Consider the following 15,828-nt stretch of genomic DNA (forward strand, 5'->3'; position numbering starts at 1 on the left):
CCGTCACGGGTCCCGCCGGCTTCCGATGCACGGATGCCGGCCGAGTCGCTTCCTCAGTCGCCACTCGGCGACAATTGGAAATCCATCAGGAACGGATGATTGCGCAGGGCGGTGGCCAGCCGCGGCAGACAATGCCGATCATGCGTGCGCAGCATCATGCGGTATTCGAATTGCCGCCCTTCGTCACGCGTTCGGTAACTGAGACTCTCGATGCGAAAGCGATGCTCCGTCATCAACGCCCGGAGCTCCGCTTCGGTGGGGATGCGCTGACTGTCGAAGCGCAGGATGCAGCTCGCGAAGGCGCGGCTCGGCATCCGTGCCTCGACCAGCCGGAAGAGCGACAAGGTCAGCAGGGTCATCAGCGTCGCCACCACACCCGGCAGCCAGAAGCCGACGCCGAAGAGGATGCCCAGTGCCGAGGTCACCCAGATCGACGCCGCCGTGGTCAGGCCATGGACCGTCAGTCCCTCCTTGAAAATCACGCCGGCGCCCAGAAAGCCGATACCGGTCATGATGCCCTGTGCCATGCGCGTGGGATCGGTTCTCACCGTCGACTCCGGCACCTCGCTGCCCAGCCATTGCCACTGGTAGACCGTCACCAGCATCAACAGCGCCGAGGCCACGCATACCAGCGCATGCGTGCGAAACCCTGCCGGGCGGCCATGAAAGGTACGCTCCAGCCCGATCAAGCTGCCCGCCAGCCAGGCCGCCCCCAGGTGCATCACGATGGTCCATGCACTCACCGACATTCGCCTCTTCCTTCTCCCGCATTATCGTCTATCGTGTCAGCATAGCGTCAGCCGTCGTATCTCACCGAATTCACGACGGTTTCTCCCATGTCGACACAAGGATCTCCTGCGTGAGCCAGCCTTCCAATCTCACACCGCCCAGCCGGGTGGAAGACGACGAGCACGACCTGCACCTCGAGGACGGCCCGCTGCCCTCGCGAGCTGCCGCCGTTCACGAGTCGATCCGCGAGGAAGGCGAAACGGAACTGAAACGCGCCGCCTCGGCGCTGCTGTGGTCGGCGATCGCCGCCGGCCTGTCGATGAGCTTCTCGATGCTCGCCAAGGGGTTGCTGCATGCACGACTGCCGGATAGCGACATCGGCTACCTGGTCGAGTCGCTGGGCTACACCATCGGGTTTCTCGTCGTGATCCTCGCCCGTCAGCAGCTGTTCACCGAGAACACCGTCACGGCGGTGCTGCCGGTCATGAGCACGCCTCGCATCATGCAGTTCCTCAAGCTGTTGAAGCTGTGGGGCGTGGTATTGGTCGGCAACCTGGTGGGGGTGGCCATCTCCGCATATGCCATTCTCTACATGCCCCTGTTCGACGCCGAGACACACAAGGCCTTTCTCAGCCTGGGCCACCACATCATGGAGAACACCGGCGGTCAGATGTTTGCCAAGGGCATCGTGGCGGGCTGGATGATCGCCACCATGGTATGGCTGCTCCCCGCCGCCGGCGGCGCCAAGATCTGGGTGATCCTGATCGTCACCTACCTCGTCGCGCTGGGCGGCTTCACGCACATCATCGTCGGCTCCACGGAGGTGATGTATCTGATGTTCGCCGGCCAGGCCAACCTGGGCGAATACCTCTTTGACTTCGCCCTGCCGACACTGGCCGGCAACGTCATCGGCGGCACCTTCATCTTCGCCCTCATCAGCCATGCCCAGATTCGCAGCGATAGCTGACCCTGCCGGCCGGCGCTTGTCTGCGCCGGCCTTGTCCATTGGTCTATGCCCACACCTGCCACCGCTACCGGCAAGTCCCGGTAGCGGCGACGTCACGCTCGCTCCTGCATATTGATAACCGATAGTTATCGACTTTCCTGGTTTCGGAATTAGCGAAGCGTCTGCCCGCCTGTTACAGGTTAAAAGGCTTATCTCACCCATCCGCGCGGCTTCTCGGCTGGCGCGACGACGAGGGGCAACAACAATGCGACACATCACGTCACGCTCATCTCATTGGCTTGCCGCGTTAGTGGCCATGGGCCTTGCCACTCCCGCCCTGGCGGCATATCCCGAAAAACCCATCACGCTGATCGTTCCCTGGGCCGCCGGCGGCGGGACCGACGCCACCGCGCGCATCATCGCCAAGGCGCTCGAGGAAGAGCTCGGGGAAACCATCAATGTCGTCAACCGCACGGGCGGCAGCGGTGTCGTCGGGCATACCGCCATCGCGCGCGCCAAGCCGGATGGCTATACGCTCGGCCTCGGCACGGTCGAGATCAACATGATGCACTGGCAAGGGTTGACCGACCTCACCTACGAAGACTTCACGCCCATCGGCCAGATCAACTTCGATGCCGCCAGTCTCAGCGTGGCCGAGGACGCCGACTACCAGGATCTCGACGACTTGATGAGTGCGGTGCGCGAAGCGCCGGCGGGCACCTTCAACGCCTCCGGCACCGGCCTGGGCGGTATTTGGCATGTCGCCCTGGGCGGGCTGCTGATGGATCTCGACATGCCCGCCGACAAGGTCAACTGGGTACCGAGCCAGGGTGCCGCGCCGGCCATGACCGAACTCGCCGCCGGCGGCGTGGACATGGCTGCCACCTCGCTGCCCGAAGCGCGCTCGATGATCGATGCCGGACGCGTGCGCAGCCTGGGCGTCATGGCCGAGGAGCCCCTGGAGAGCTTCCCCGACGTGCCTACCGTGGCCTCACAGGTGGATAGCGACTTCACCACCGGTGCCTGGCGCGGCGTGATCGGCCCCCAGGGCATGGATGACGCCATCGTCGAGACACTGGAAAGCGCCCTGCACGACGCCTACCAGAGCGAGACCTATCAATCGTTCATGGAAAAACAGGGCTATGGCGTGCAATGGCGGGACGCCCAGGCGTTCGGGACCTACATGGAAGAAAGCGATGCGGCCTTCGGGGATATCATGAAGGCCATCGGCCTCGCCAAGTGAATGTCCCTGCGCCGTGCCCGCCTGGATGCGGGCGCGGCGCAGCTCGGGGCGTCATGTCAGCGCGCTTGCTTCACTGGCCAGCCCCGTCGTGACAGCCTCATGGCCCGCACGGTTGAGGGCGCTCAGCACGGCCTTGAGAGACGCGCCCACGGTATCACCGTCCTCGGCCATGCCGCTGACACGCTGACCATCGACATTGAGCTGCACGAAGGCAATGGCCACCGCGTCGCTGCCCTCGCCCAGGGCATGTTCGCTGTAATCGACCACGCTGACCGAGCGCCCCGTATGCTGCTGCCAGGCTGCCATGAATGCGGAAATGACCCCGTTGCCCTGGCCGCTCAGGCGCAGCGCCTGGCCGTTGTCGTCGAGCGACACCGTCAGGTGCTCGCTGGCCTCGCGATCCAGGCGATATCCGCTGAGCGTCAGCGGCGCACACTGCGTGAACGTCTCGACCAGCACGTCGCGAATCCGTGCACTGGAGAGTTCGCCGTTCACCGTCTCGCTCACCGCCTGTACCGCGGGCGCCAGTTCGAGCGCCATCCAGCGCGGCAGGCTGATTCCGTAGTCGCGCTCGAGCAGGAATGCCATGCCGCCCTTGCCGGACTGGCTGTTGACGCGAATCACCGCCTGGTAGTCGCGCCCGATGTCGCGCGGATCGATCGGCAGATACGCCACCTGCCAAGGTTCGTCGTCTTGCTGTTTCTTGAGTGACTTGCGAATGGCGTCCTGATGGCTGCCGGAAAACGCGGTATAGACCATTTCACCGACCCAGGGATGACGCGGATGCATGGGAATGCCCGTGCACTCCTGCACCACCTGAATGATCTCGTCCGGACGGGAGAGATCGAGTTCGGGATCGATGCCCTGGCTGTAGAGGTTCATCGCCAGGGTCACGATGTCCATGTTGCCGGTACGTTCGCCGTTGCCCAGCAACGTGCCCTCGACACGCTCGGCACCCGCCAGCATGGCAAGTTCCGCGGCGGCCACCGCGCCGCCGCGATCGTTATGCGTGTGCACCGAAATGATCACACTGTCGCGCCGGGAAATGTGCTGACAGAAATAGTCGATCTGATCCGCGTGGTGATGCGGCCCGGCCACCTCGACCGTGGTCGGCAGGTTGAGAATGCACTTGTTGTCCGGCGTCGGCTGCCATACATCCATCACCGCCTCGCAGATGTCCAGCGAGAAATCGATCTCGGTGCTGGAGAAGCTCTCGGGCGTGTATTCGAAACGCCAGTCGACGTCGGGATAACGCGCGGCGCGTTCCTTGACCCAGCTCGCACCCTGCACGGCGATGTCCACGATGCCGGCGCGATCCATCTCGAACACGCGTTCGCGCTGCACGGTCGACGTGGAATTGTACAAGTGCACGATGGCCCGCTTGGCACCGACCAGCGACTCGAAGGTACGTTCGATCAAGTGCTCGCGGCATTGCACCAGCACGGCGATGGTCACGTCGTCGGGTATCTGATCTTCCTCGATCAGCCAGCGCACGAAGTCGTAATCCGGCTGACTGGCCGACGGGAAGCCGACCATGACCTCCTTGATCCCCACCTTGATGATCTGATGCCAGAAACGCTGCTTCTGCTCGACGCTCATCGGCTCGAGCAGCGCCTGATTGCCATCGCGCAGGTCCTCGCTCACCCACGTCGGTGCCGCCACCAGATCACGATCGGGCCATTGACGGTCGAAGGCGGGCACTCGGGGAGCGGGGCGATACTTGCGATGGTCGAAGCGGCTCATGACAGGCGTCCTGCGAAAATGAAGTGACGGAGCGCTACGATTCGACCGCTCGACCGGCAGGCGGTGACACGACCGAATCGTAGAAGGCGGAGCGTTTCCGGTAAGAAACGGGCACCGGGCCGGGTCGGCATGAAGGTGCTGATAGCGTCGGCACTTGTGATGCCGACGGTCTCGCGGGCCAGCCATGCGGCGAGCCCATCGCTTGTGGCAATGCACACAGTTTACGTCGTCACTCCCCGCAGGGGATTGCAAACTCGACCTTCATTCGCGTCACTTTTGGCATATAATTTCAACAAAACATCTGTAAGAGACATTTCATGCCAAACAGCAACGCCCAGGCCGCCAACGTGACGCTCGATCGCTACGACCGTCAAATTCTCGACATCCTGCAACGCCACGGACGCATCAATAATCAGGAGCTGGCCGAACGCATCGGCCTGTCGCCCTCTCCCTGCCTGCGGCGCGTGCGGGCCCTGGAAGACAACGGCCTGATCACCGGCTATCGTGCCCTGGTGGATGCCAAGCGGCTGGGCCATAGCCTCACCGCGCTATTGCATATCTCCATGGACCGCCATACCCCGGAGCGTTTCGCCAACTTCGAGGCCAAGGTCGCGGCACTGCCCCAGGTTCAGGAATGCCTGCTGATCACCGGCCAGGAGGCCGACTACCAACTCAAGGTCGTGGTACACGACATGGACGACTACCAGAACCTGCTGCTCAACCAGATCACCCGCATCGAAGGCGTCACTGGCGCGCACTCGAGCTTCGTCCTGCGTCGAGTGCTCGAGCATCGCCCGGTGCCCTCGTATCCCGCCGCCTCCCCGTGAGGAGGGCCATTAGACACTGGTGCAATGGTCGGGTGACAGGAAGCCTGTTACGTTCTTTGTATGCAATAGTCATCTATCGACCAGGACACATGCCATGCAACTGCCCCGCAACCCCTTCAAGGCCGCGCTCGACGGCGATACCCGCTACGGCTGCTGGGCCGGCTTCGCCACCGGCTACGCCGCGGAGATTCTGGCCACCACCGGCTTCGACTGGCTGTTGATCGATGGCGAGCATGCACCCAACATCGTACCGACCACCCTGGCGCAACTGCAGGCGCTTGCCGCCTATCCTTGCGCACCGGTCGTGCGCACCGTGAATCACGACCCGGCGTTGATAAAGCAGCTGCTCGACATCGGCACCCAGACGCTGATGATTCCCATGGTCGATACCGCCGAGCAGGCCGCGCAGCTGGTCGCCGCCACGCGCTACCCGCCGCATGGCTTTCGTGGCGTGGGCGGCGGGCTGACCCGCGCCACGCGCTGGGGCGCCGTCGAGGACTACATGGCCCAGGCGCATGAGGAGTTATGCCTGATCGTGCAGGTGGAGTCGCGCAGCGGGGTCGACAACGCCGAGGCCATCGCCGCCACGCCAGGGGTCGACGCCATCTTCGTGGGCCCGTTCGATCTCTCGACGGAGACCGGGCACATCGGCGACCCCACTCACCCCGAGGTCCAGGCGATGATTCGGCATACCCTGGACGCGACCCATGCCGCCGGCAAGGCGGCCGGCATTCTGGCGCCAGCCGAAGCGGACGCCCGACGCTATGCGCAATGGGGATTCGACTTCATTGCCGTGGGTATCGATATCAGCCTGTTGCGACAGGCTGCCATGGAGACCGTGTCACGCTACAAGGGCTAGGCAGGACGGCGCGCAGAAAAATGCCGTGGCGCGAGGCCACGGCATCGTTTCGCGCTGCATTTTCGACGTTCAGGCGTAGGTGTTGATCTGCGTGCCTACGGTGCCGGTCGTCGCAAGCGACTGCTGCGGTGACACGGATTCCATCAGCTGCGACACGTGGGACGCCTGATTATTCAACGACTCCTTGATCAGGCTCATCTGCGACTGCTGATCGGCGTTGTGCTGTTGCAGCGCCATCGCAGTGCCCACGGCAGCGTTCACGGCAGTATCCATGAAACTTCCCCTTCAAGTGAATGAATGCGCGTTGCGCCCTATTGTTATCGGCTAGGGCGCAGAAAACTTGCATCGCCCACCACCAACAGCCAACGCACGGCACTTTCAGCATGCAAGAGGAAAAGCATAAAGGCCACCTTGCCTTCATTTTCCACCTTGCGATCGATGGCACTGGCCGCGACCGTCTCAGGACAGTCGCGGCCAAGGCTACGTCAGCGCTTCTCCGCAATGGGGACAGTAATCCGCTTGCGAGCGACGCGCCCCTGGCGCAGGCATTCCCGTCATCGGCGCACCATTACCCTTTTCGAGTTGAAAGGCCAGTGGCTCGAGCGGACGCACCACACCACCCTCACGAGACAACCCCATGTCGCGCAGCAGACGCGCATCCAAGTGTGCCAAGTCATCGAAGGTCTGCCGATTACGGCGGTGCTGAATCGCAGCTTTTTTCATTCCCCGAAGGATTTCCCACAAAGTCATCACACGGTCTCCTGATCGAGGCCGGGATCCTGGCGGGAAACACAATCGAGAGGGTGATCGAGTCTAGCCGCGGTAGGATCCGCGGCCAGTGAAGAGCTCAGTCGATGGCACACGGACAGGCAGGGGCTCGCAGGTCATGATTCATGACTGCGTAGTCGTTGCCTGCCCACATGGCCTGTATCGGTGACATATCGAGCTGTCTCTCGTTGAGTGAAAGAAGACTGAATAAGCCTTCACTTATTATTTTTAGACGCCACGAGACTCGTCGTCAAATCTCCGGGTAAACAGGTCGCTCCGCTGCACCGAGTGCCCCCTGCCATCTCGTGCCGTTGCCGCATAGAATGGCACGACCCGCGCCGGATGGCGCATGAGGCGCCTCGCGCACGCAAGCACGCTCACAAAAAGGATGTGACATGCAGATCGATAGATTCTTCCACTGGCTCGGCGAGTTCCTGGGCGATGCCTTGCGCATCGTCGTCGACGCATTCTCCACCCTGTTCGCGGGGCTGTGGGTCGCCATCGACCGCTTCTTCGACGGCCTCGCCCGCTCGCTGGGCGTCAACCCCTCGCTCATCAACCTGGTCGTGCTCGTCATCGGCATCTGGATGCTCTATCGAGGCATCCGAGCGCTGGTGAGGCGTGCGTTCGTCGGCGGCATCATCTGGCTGTTTCTCGGGCTGCTGGTGCTCGGCTGGCTGATGCGCTGAAGCGAGCGCCTTGCGTGCCAGACGAAGACGCCGCTGCCGGGGCAGCGGCGTCTTGCCGTCATCGTCTCGCGTGCACGCGCCTCAGGCGTCGGCCAGCGCGCGCTCGACCATTTCGAAGACGTTGGGCGAGAGCTCCTCGGCGCGAATGCGCTCGAGCTCGGCCTTCATCAGGGCCTGGCGCTGCTCGTCGAAACGCTGCCAGCGCGTCAACGGCGTGATGATCCGCGCCGCGATCTCGGGATTGAGCCGGTTGAGCTCGATCACCACATCGGCCAGCAGGCGATAGCCCTCGCCGTCGAGACGATGGAAATTGACGCGGTTCTGCGCCGCGAACGCCCCGATCAACGCCCGCACCTTGTTGGGGTTCTTGAGCGAGAACAACGGATGCGCCATGAGGAACTTGACCCGCTCGAGGACGTCCGCCTGGGGCCGCGTGACCTGGATGGTGAACCATTGGTTCATGACCAGCGGATCGTGTGCCCATTTCTCGCCGAAGGCCTTGAGCGCCGGTTCGGCGAGATCGGTCCGCGAGCTGTGCACCAGCATCGTCAACGCGGCCCGGACATCGGTCATGTTGTCCTCGGCTTCGACCTGCGCATTGGCCAGCGCAATGCCCTGCTCGTCCTCGATGCTCATCAAGTATTCGAGCGCCACGTTCTTCACGCGACGCTGCGCGATCTGTTCGGGCTCGGGGGCGTAGGGCGCGTCGCTACGATGCGCCTCGTAGAGCGCCAGGAACTCATCGCGCAATGCCGTGGCCAATGACTGCTTCACGAAGTCCCGCGCGGCGTGGATGGCGTCCACGTCGACCATCGGCTGCTGCTCGGCGATATAGGCCTCCGAGGGCAACGTCAGCATTTCGGCCAGCACCGCCTTGTCATCGGTCTCGGTGGTCAACAGGCGACGGTACGCGTCGATGACGCGACCATCCATGACTTTCTCCACGCCGTTGCGGTGCGCGGCGATGAGATCGTCGAGCGCCAGCATGGTGAGTCGTTGTCCGGCGTCCCAGCGGTTGAAGTCGTCCGCGTCGTGGGTCAGCAGGAAGGACAGATCCTCGCGCGAATACGGATAGCGCAGGTAGACCGGCGCCGAGAAACCGCGCAGCAGCGACGGCGTCGGGGCTTCGTCGATGCCGGTGAAGACATAGGTTTGCTCGCTGTCACGCAGGTGCAGCACCGTTTCGGTGCCCAGCGCCTCGCCATCCAGCGTCAGGCTCAGGTCACGTCCGGACTTGGTACCCACCAGCCCCATGCGCACCGGGATATGCAAAGGCGCCTTCTCCGCCTGGCCGGGCGTGGGCGGCGTGCGTTGCGACAACCGCAAGTGGTACTCGCACTTGGCGTAGTCGTACTCGCCATGGGCGTCGATCTCCGGCGTGCCCGCCTGGGAATACCAGCGCATGAACTGATCGAGATCGAGCCCCGAAACCTCCGCCATGCAATCGACGAAGTCCTCGATGGTCACGGCCTGGCCGTCGAAACGCGCGAAATAGAGATCCGACCCCTGACGGAACGTCTCCCAGCCGAGAAGGTTGCGCAGCATGCGCACGATCTCGGCGCCCTTCTCGTAGATCGTCAGGGTATAGAAGTTGGAGATCTCGATGTAATGGTCCGGACGCACGGGGTGGGCGGTCGGCCCCGCGTCCTCGGCGAACTGGGCCGTGCGGAAGAAGGACACGTCCTCGATGCGCTTGACCGGTGCGGAGTTGGTGTCGGCGCTGAAGGTCTGGTCGCGGAAGACCGTGAAGCCTTCCTTCAGGGAGAGCTGGAACCAATCACGGCAGGTCACGCGATTGCCCGACCAGTTATGGAAGTACTCGTGCGCGACGATGCCCTCCACCCGCTGGAAGGCCGCATCGGTGGCGGTCTGCGGATGCGTGAGGACCGCCGCCGAGTTGAAGATGTTGAGCCCCTTGTTCTCCATGGCGCCCATGTTGAAGTCGTTGACGGCCACGATCATGAACAGATCGAGGTCGTATTCACGCCCGTAGGTCTCTTCATCCCACTGCATGGCGCGCTTGAGCGAGGCCATGGCATGGTCGGTCTTGTCCAGGTTCTCCGGCTCGACCCAGATCTGCAACGTGACGTCGCGGCCACTCATGGTCGTGAAGTGGTCCTCGACCTTCTCGAGCTTGCCCGCCACCAGCGCGAACAGATAACTGGGCTTGGGGTGCGGATCCTCCCAGGTGACGAAGTGACGCTCGCCCGGCAATTCGCCGCGCTCGACCGGATTGCCGTTGGAGAGCAACACCGGCAGCGTCTCCTTGTCGCCCACCACCGTGGTGGAAAAGGTCGCCATGACGTCCGGGCGGTCGGGATAGAAGGTGATCCGCCGAAAGCCTTCCGGCTCGCACTGGGTGCAGAACATGCCGTTGGAGAGATACAGCCCCTCGAGCGCGGTATTGGCCGCGGGGTCGATCGACACCTGAGTGTCCAGCAGGAAACGCTCCGGCACGGTGGGGATGGTCAGGCCCTCGTCGTCGACCTGGTACTCATCCGCCTGCAATGTCTGACCGTCCACGGCGATACGTTCCAGCGACAGCTTGTCGCCGGCGAACCGCAGCGGCAATCCCGCCTCGCGCTCGGGGTGACGCTCGACATGCAGCCGCGCCGTCACGGTCGTCGCCGAGGGGGCCAGGTCGAAAGTCAGTTCGGTATGGGTCACCCGGTAGGCGGGCGGCAGGTAGTCCTTGAGATGAGTCGCTTGCGGTTCGGACATCGATCGACGCTCCTTGAAGTCGGGGCATGACAGCGCCCCCAAGACATCGCATCGCGCCTCGGGCGCCATGCACATGCCCCGCATTGTACGGCGTTCGATGGAGTCGGCTCAAAAGCGCACCGAAGAAATGCCGGCCGGCGTGCGCTCAACGCGACTCCTGACGGGGGCGGGAAGAGGAATCCTCGAGGGAGGACAAGACCGGGCAGCGCCCCAACGACGGGGTCGGCCGGGTCAGAATCCAGGCGGCAATCCCGGTCAGACCGAGGATCAGCGACCCACTGAGCCACAGCGGTTCTACCGTGAAGGCGATCACCGCCATCGAGACGAGCAGCATGATGCAGGCCATCCACTTGGCATGCTTGGGGATCGCGCGTTCGCGCTCCCAGGCCAGAATGGACGGACCGAAACGAGGATGACGGCGAATCCAGTTGGCGAAACGCGGCGAGCTCTTCGAGGCCGCCCATACCGCCACCAGCATGAAGCACGTGGTCGGCATGACGGGAAGGAACAGGCCGATCACGCCCAGCGAGAAGCTGACGCCAGCCAAGCAAATGAACAGTAGCCTGCGTATATCGCGCATGCGCCGCGTCACCTTACATTGCGAGGGGGAAACGCCGGGCTTCGCGCAAGATCGCTGGCATGACGACGCCCGACGCCACCTCGGTCATTGAAGCCCGAATACGCGCCCAGGAGAAATCGTCCTTCACTATCGAGGCCATTGGCACACGACAGCGCTCGACGCGCGACATTCATTCTAGCGCATGGTAAGGGGCGTGAACCACTCGCCCCGTCCGACGAGACCCGAGAGCGGTCCGCCGGCGGGGCGTCTGATGTCAGGCAACGCGCAGGCTCACCCCAACGAGGCCCTGGCATGTCGCGCTACCGCGTCCGGGGTGTCCCGCAGGGGCGCGACGGCAGGCACGCGCAACAGGCGGCGCAGGATCTTGCCGACCGGCGACTTGGGCAGCTCGTCGACGAAACGATAGCCACGCGGACACTTGTAGCGGGTCAGCCCGGCCTCGAGACAGTGGTGGTGGAGCTCCTGCTCGCCCACGGGCTGACGGAGCTTGATGAAAGCCGTCACCGCCTGTCCCCACTTGTCGTCGGGCAGGCCCACCACGGCGACTTCCGCCACCTGCGGATGCAACGACAGCACGTTCTCGATTTCCAGCGGACTGATGTTTTCGCCTCCGGAGTTGATCAGGTCGTCGACGCGCCCGGTGACGAACAGGTCGCCCTGAGCGTCGAAATAGCCCGTATCGCCGGTGAAATACCAGCCCTCCTTGAATGCCTTGGCCGTCGCTTCGGCATTGTTCCAATAGCCATCGAAGGCCTCGTCGCCGGCCAGGTCGGCCACGATTTCCCCTTCCGTGCCCTGGGGCACCACGCTGTCGGGGGAAGTCGCTCCCACCGTGACGATCCGCAACCGCTGGTTGAGCGCCGCCCGCCCGGAAGAGCCTGGCTTGTGGTTGGCATGCTGATCGACGGTCAGGGCATACAGTTCCGAGCAGCCGTACTGGTTGACGAACAGGCTGGGCGTGAACGCGGCCTCGACGCGCGCGATCAACCCGGCGCTCATCGGCGCCCCGGCGAACCCGATCTTGTCGATGCTGGCCACGCGCTGCGGCCGGAACCCTGGCGCTTCCAGCAGCATGTGATAAAGCGTGGGCACCAGGTTCAGGCTGGTCACCCGCTCGCGCTCGATCGCCGCGAGCGTGACCTCCGGCTCGAACTTGGGAATGCACACGAAACGCCCGTCGACCATCGCCATCGCCTGGAGCGCACGCACGCCCGTCGCATGATAGAGCGGCATCACGCCCAACATGGTTTCGTCGTGGCCGTAGAGGTTCTGCGCCACGTACGCGGTGGTCGCGGCCCGTTCGACACGATGCCGCCGCGGCACGCCCTTGGGACGCCCCGTGGTGCCCGAGGTGTAGAGCATCAAGGCATAGTCGTCGGGACGCGCCAGCAGCAACGTCTCGCCCGAGCCGCCCAGCAACGAGTCGAACGCCACCGTCTCCGCGTCCCGCACGTCGCCGACCGCGATGCGCACCAGGGCATGCGCCTCGGCACATGCCTGCACGGCCTCGCTGACCGCGCCATCATAGGCAATGGCCTTGGCGCCGGCGTCCTGCAGGTAATAACGGATATCCAGCGCCGTCGAGCGCCAGTTGACCGGCGTGAAGACGATGCCCGCGCACTGGCAGGCCCAATGCAGGGTGGCCATCTGCCAGCGGTTCTGCATCGCCACCACCAGCCGATCCCCCTTGCCCAGCCCGAGATGCCGGAGGTGGCGAGCCACGCTCTGGATGTCGGCGAACCATTGCGCGTACGTCTTTTGAACCGGCCCGTCGCTGATGGCCATGGCATGCGGCCGCCGCTCGACCGTGGCAAGAAAGCCGCGTCCCAGGTCAAACATGTGCATTCCCCCCGTCGCTCGTTATGTTCTGTCGCGGTTGTTATGGCGATAGAATCGAGCGATGAGGGACGGGCCGCAACGTCAGTCAAACGTTAGGTTGATGGCCATCAAGCCTGGGTGACAAAAGCGCTCAATCGCGAAAGTTCGTGTACTGGAGGGCCAGTTCGGGGCCGGCGTCGCTCTTGAGCAGCGCGATCGCCTGCTGCAATTCGTCACGCTTCTTGCCGGTGACGCGGACCTTGTCGCCCTGGATCTGCGCTTGCACCTTGAGCTTGGCCTCCTTCAAGCGCTTGACGATGTCCTTGCACTCCGGCTGCTCGAGCCCCTGCTTGAGCACGACCTCCTGATGCGCCCGCACGCCGCTCGTCACCGGCTCCTTGATGTCCATGCAGCGCGCGTCGATCCCGCGTGCGATCAGCTTGTTGCGCAGCACGTCGAGCATCTGCTTGAGCTGGAAGTCCACCTCGGCCTCGAGCGTCACCGTCTCGCCCTCCAGGGTGAAGCTCGCAGTCACGCCCCGGAAGTCGAAACGGGTCTGGATTTCGCGGTTGGCTTGGTCGACGGCATTGCTGGCTTCATGCTTGTCGAACTCGGAGACGATATCGAAAGACGGCATGTTCACTTCCTCGCTGGGCTAAGATCGGGCGCGATTCTAGCATGCTCCCGGCAGTCTCCGTCCTGGCTTTGCCCTTCTGCCGGCGTGTCCGGTGTCGTCGCATCTCGCTCCGTCGCGGGCAATGCCTTGTCCATCTGCCAGGCCGCGCAGCCGTCGACGTAGTACTCTTCCAGCCAGCGCAGCGGCGAGAAGCCCATGCGTCGATACAACCCCAGTGCCACGCGGTTGTCCGCGCGCACCTCCAGTTGCATGCGGGTCAGGCCGCGCCGGCTGGCCTCGCGCTCGAGCGCTTCGAGGAGCGCACGCCCCACCCCGCCGCCGCGCGCTTCCTGGCTCACGCAGAAAGAGTACAGGCGTGCGGTCTGGCTGTTGCGCCGGAATAACAGTGTCGCGTACCCCACGGCACGCTCGTTTTCGGTGGACACGGCAACGAGCGTATGGGCATTGGCACGGGCGAGAAGGTAACCCAATTGGCGGCGTGTGAAGCGATCGCCGTCGAAGCACGTCGCCTCGAGATGACACAGGGCATCGAGGTCGGCGACGACGGCGGGCCGCAGCGAGAAAAGCATGCTGAAGTCTCCCTGTTTGCGCGGATTGTGAGTAGCGCCACGACGTCTGTCACGTGCCCTCGGCATGAAATTATTTCAAGATGAGGCTATTGTTTTGCGGGCAGGCCACTGCGCATTCTAGGCGGGTTTTCGACAGGGCGATCGACGCCCGTCGCCGTTCCTTTTCCCCTTGCGAGGAAGGTTCATGTCCCGTCTGCGCATCGTCGTCGACCGCCTCGACGACTGGTCCCCCTATTATCCCACCGAAGACCTGATCAGCGCCGCCGACTTCCTGGCCCAGGCGTCGGCGACACCGGACAAGACGCGCGACGCGACGCACGTCATCAACCTGTGCCGCGGTCTCGATTATCTGGAGACCGGCTACTACGTGTCGCTGCTTGCCCAGGCCCGCGGCCAACGCGTCCTGCCATCGGTGGAGACGCTCAACCAGCTGTCGCGCAAGGCGCTGATCGACCTGCAGCTCGAATCGCTCGAGCCGATGATGCGCGACCTCGAAAGACGCGGTGCGCTGGTGGGTGAAACGCTGCACCTGACGTTGCTGTTCGGCGAATGCGAGCACGACGGGCTCGGCCGCTTGGCGCGACGCCTCTTCGAGCGTCTGCCGTGTCCCTTGCTGGAAGCCAAGTTCCAGAAGCGTCATGGCACATGGCGGCTGACCCGGCTCAAGCCCCTGGCGCTCACGTCCTTGCAGGGCGGCGAGCAGGATCGTTTCGCGGCCGCCCTGAACCGTCACTCGCGCAAGGTCTGGCGCACGCCCAAGGCGCGGCGTCGCTACCGTTTCGACCTGGCGATTCTGATCGATCCGAAGGAGGCGCTGCCGCCCAGCAACAAGAGTGCGCTCAAGCAGTTCATCCGCGCCGGCCGACAGCGCGGCATCGACGTCAGCCTGATCACCCGCAAGGATGAGGGCCGTCTGGCCGAGTTCGATGCGCTGTTCATCCGCGAGACCACCCGACTCGACCATCACACCTACCGCATGGCCAAGCGCGCCGAGCACGAAGGCCTGGTGGTGATCGACGACCCGCAATCGATACTGCGCTGCACCAACAAGGTCTATCTGCATGCCTTGCTCGCGGCACGCGGCGTTCCCGCCCCGGAGGGACTATTGCTCAGCCGCGACGACCTGGCGAACCTGCCGCGCAAGATCGCCGAACTCGAATTTCCCATGGTGCTCAAGATCCCCGACGGGGCCTTTTCGAAGGGCGTGGTCAAGATCAACTCGCTCGACGAGCTCAGGCAGGAGGCCTCGCGTCTGTTCGCGTCGTCCGCCTTGCTGTTGCTGCAGGAGTGGCTGCCCACCGATTTCGACTGGCGGGTCGGCATCCTGGATGGCGAGGTGCTGTTTGCCAGCCGCTATTACATGGCGCGCGGGCATTGGCAGATCTACGACCACTCCCGGCAAAAGGTCCGCAGTGGCGGCTTCACCACGCATCCTCCCGCGGAGGTGCCCAAGGCGGTGATCAAGGCCGCGCTGAAGGCGACGCGGCTGATCGGCGACGGCCTCTACGGCGTCGACCTCAAGCAGATCGGCGAGCGCGTCGTGGTCATCGAGGTCAACGACAATCCCAATCTGGATGCCGGGGTCGAGGACGCCCACCTGGGCGCCGCGCTCTATGCGCGGGTGATGGACGTCTTTCTGAAACGGATGGAGCGCCACGCGGCATTGCCGCGCTGATTCGCCCCGCTGGCCGCCGGTCAG

At 63.9% G+C, this 15,828-nt stretch carries 15 protein-coding genes; 6 read left to right on the top strand and 9 right to left on the bottom strand.

Annotated features, from left to right (window positions below; all coding sequences use genetic code 11):
* Positions 1-53 precede the first annotated feature (53 nt).
* Complete coding sequence (locus ABGX75_RS09575) at positions 54-743, bottom strand: MgtC/SapB family protein (RefSeq protein WP_244846383.1); 690 nt, start codon at positions 741-743, stop codon at positions 54-56.
* A gap of 116 nt (positions 744-859) precedes the next feature.
* Here ABGX75_RS09575 and ABGX75_RS09580 point away from each other — a divergent pair, with 116 nt between their 5' ends.
* A complete protein-coding gene (locus tag ABGX75_RS09580; protein ID WP_011507806.1) occupies positions 860-1,696 on the top strand; it encodes a formate/nitrite transporter family protein in 837 nt (278 codons plus the stop codon).
* A 295-nt stretch (positions 1,697-1,991) separates the two neighbouring features.
* Positions 1,992-2,918: a tripartite tricarboxylate transporter substrate binding protein gene (locus ABGX75_RS09585; RefSeq protein WP_244846386.1), complete on the top strand. Its 927-nt coding sequence runs from the start codon at positions 1,992-1,994 to the stop codon at positions 2,916-2,918.
* 51 nt (positions 2,919-2,969) lie between these two features.
* On the opposite strand, the gene ABGX75_RS09590 is transcribed toward ABGX75_RS09585, so the two are convergent.
* Entirely contained in the window at positions 2,970-4,661 is a 1,692-nt protein-coding gene (locus tag ABGX75_RS09590) for a 2-isopropylmalate synthase (RefSeq protein WP_347410990.1), read from the bottom strand.
* Between the two features lie 317 nt (positions 4,662-4,978).
* Here ABGX75_RS09590 and ABGX75_RS09595 point away from each other — a divergent pair, with 317 nt between their 5' ends.
* Positions 4,979-5,488 (top strand): Lrp/AsnC family transcriptional regulator, encoded by a 510-nt coding sequence (locus tag ABGX75_RS09595; protein WP_011507809.1) that lies wholly within the window; start codon positions 4,979-4,981, stop codon positions 5,486-5,488.
* Positions 5,489-5,582: 94 nt separating this feature from the next.
* Positions 5,583-6,347: an HpcH/HpaI aldolase/citrate lyase family protein gene (locus tag ABGX75_RS09600; RefSeq protein ID WP_011507810.1), complete on the top strand. Its 765-nt coding sequence runs from the start codon at positions 5,583-5,585 to the stop codon at positions 6,345-6,347.
* Between the two features lie 69 nt (positions 6,348-6,416).
* Here ABGX75_RS09600 and ABGX75_RS09605 read toward each other — a convergent pair whose 3' ends face one another.
* Together ABGX75_RS09605 and ABGX75_RS09610 are read right to left on the bottom strand one after the other, a co-directional pair.
* On the bottom strand, positions 6,417-6,620 hold the full coding sequence (locus ABGX75_RS09605) for a putative motility protein (protein ID WP_011507811.1): 204 nt from the start codon (positions 6,618-6,620) through the stop codon (positions 6,417-6,419).
* Between the two features lie 207 nt (positions 6,621-6,827).
* Positions 6,828-7,097: a DUF1127 domain-containing protein gene (locus ABGX75_RS09610; protein ID WP_043558545.1), complete on the bottom strand. Its 270-nt coding sequence runs from the start codon at positions 7,095-7,097 to the stop codon at positions 6,828-6,830.
* A gap of 413 nt (positions 7,098-7,510) precedes the next feature.
* Between ABGX75_RS09610 and ABGX75_RS09615 the strand changes: the two genes are divergently transcribed.
* The gene (locus tag ABGX75_RS09615) at positions 7,511-7,804 is read left to right on the top strand and encodes a hypothetical protein (protein WP_347410989.1); all 294 of its coding nucleotides are present in this window, start codon (positions 7,511-7,513) and stop codon (positions 7,802-7,804) included.
* 81 nt (positions 7,805-7,885) lie between these two features.
* Here the strand turns inward: ABGX75_RS09615 and pepN are convergent, their stop codons facing one another.
* The 5 genes from pepN to ABGX75_RS09640 form a co-directional block, all read right to left on the bottom strand.
* The gene (gene pepN, locus ABGX75_RS09620; RefSeq protein WP_011507814.1) at positions 7,886-10,525 is read right to left on the bottom strand and encodes an aminopeptidase N; all 2,640 of its coding nucleotides are present in this window, start codon (positions 10,523-10,525) and stop codon (positions 7,886-7,888) included.
* 145 nt (positions 10,526-10,670) lie between these two features.
* Positions 10,671-11,105: a YbaN family protein gene (locus ABGX75_RS09625; RefSeq protein ID WP_011507815.1), complete on the bottom strand. Its 435-nt coding sequence runs from the start codon at positions 11,103-11,105 to the stop codon at positions 10,671-10,673.
* Positions 11,106-11,375: 270 nt separating this feature from the next.
* Positions 11,376-12,950 carry an AMP-binding protein gene (locus tag ABGX75_RS09630; protein WP_287124793.1) on the bottom strand — a complete coding sequence of 525 codons (1,575 nt, stop codon included), beginning with the start codon at positions 12,948-12,950 and terminating at the stop codon, positions 11,376-11,378.
* A 124-nt stretch (positions 12,951-13,074) separates the two neighbouring features.
* Positions 13,075-13,560 (bottom strand): YajQ family cyclic di-GMP-binding protein, encoded by a 486-nt coding sequence (locus ABGX75_RS09635; RefSeq protein ID WP_011507817.1) that lies wholly within the window; start codon positions 13,558-13,560, stop codon positions 13,075-13,077.
* Positions 13,561-13,562: 2 nt separating this feature from the next.
* Positions 13,563-14,129, bottom strand: coding sequence for a GNAT family N-acetyltransferase (locus ABGX75_RS09640; protein WP_179153521.1), 567 nt, complete (start codon positions 14,127-14,129; stop codon positions 13,563-13,565).
* 184 nt (positions 14,130-14,313) lie between these two features.
* On the opposite strand from ABGX75_RS09640, the gene ABGX75_RS09645 reads away from it, so the two are divergent.
* Positions 14,314-15,804, top strand: a complete 1,491-nt coding sequence (locus tag ABGX75_RS09645) for a RimK family alpha-L-glutamate ligase (RefSeq protein WP_011507819.1) — start codon at positions 14,314-14,316, stop codon at positions 15,802-15,804.
* The last annotated feature ends 24 nt before the right edge of the window (positions 15,805-15,828 follow it).

Source organism: Chromohalobacter sp. (assembly GCF_039830575.1).
GTDB lineage: Bacteria > Pseudomonadota > Gammaproteobacteria > Pseudomonadales > Halomonadaceae > Chromohalobacter > Chromohalobacter israelensis.

Bases quoted from the DNA above. Each gene is read 5' to 3' on its own strand.
- ABGX75_RS09605 (WP_011507811.1), bottom strand. From the start codon at position 6,620: ATGGATACTGCCGTGAACGCTGCCGTGGGCACTGCGATGGCGCTGCAA.
- pepN (WP_011507814.1), bottom strand. From the start codon at position 10,525: ATGTCCGAACCGCAAGCGACTCATCTCAAGGACTACCTGCCGCCCGCC.
- ABGX75_RS09645 (WP_011507819.1), top strand. From the start codon at position 14,314: ATGTCCCGTCTGCGCATCGTCGTCGACCGCCTCGACGACTGGTCCCCC.
- ABGX75_RS09585 (WP_244846386.1), top strand. From the start codon at position 1,992: ATGGGCCTTGCCACTCCCGCCCTGGCGGCATATCCCGAAAAACCCATC.
- ABGX75_RS09625 (WP_011507815.1), bottom strand. From the start codon at position 11,105: ATGCGCGATATACGCAGGCTACTGTTCATTTGCTTGGCTGGCGTCAGC.
- ABGX75_RS09640 (WP_179153521.1), bottom strand. From the start codon at position 14,129: ATGCTTTTCTCGCTGCGGCCCGCCGTCGTCGCCGACCTCGATGCCCTG.
- ABGX75_RS09615 (WP_347410989.1), top strand. From the start codon at position 7,511: ATGCAGATCGATAGATTCTTCCACTGGCTCGGCGAGTTCCTGGGCGAT.
- ABGX75_RS09595 (WP_011507809.1), top strand. From the start codon at position 4,979: ATGCCAAACAGCAACGCCCAGGCCGCCAACGTGACGCTCGATCGCTAC.
- ABGX75_RS09590 (WP_347410990.1), bottom strand. From the start codon at position 4,661: ATGAGCCGCTTCGACCATCGCAAGTATCGCCCCGCTCCCCGAGTGCCC.
- ABGX75_RS09600 (WP_011507810.1), top strand. From the start codon at position 5,583: ATGCAACTGCCCCGCAACCCCTTCAAGGCCGCGCTCGACGGCGATACC.
- ABGX75_RS09635 (WP_011507817.1), bottom strand. From the start codon at position 13,560: ATGCCGTCTTTCGATATCGTCTCCGAGTTCGACAAGCATGAAGCCAGC.
- ABGX75_RS09630 (WP_287124793.1), bottom strand. From the start codon at position 12,950: ATGCACATGTTTGACCTGGGACGCGGCTTTCTTGCCACGGTCGAGCGG.
- ABGX75_RS09610 (WP_043558545.1), bottom strand. From the start codon at position 7,097: ATGACTTTGTGGGAAATCCTTCGGGGAATGAAAAAAGCTGCGATTCAG.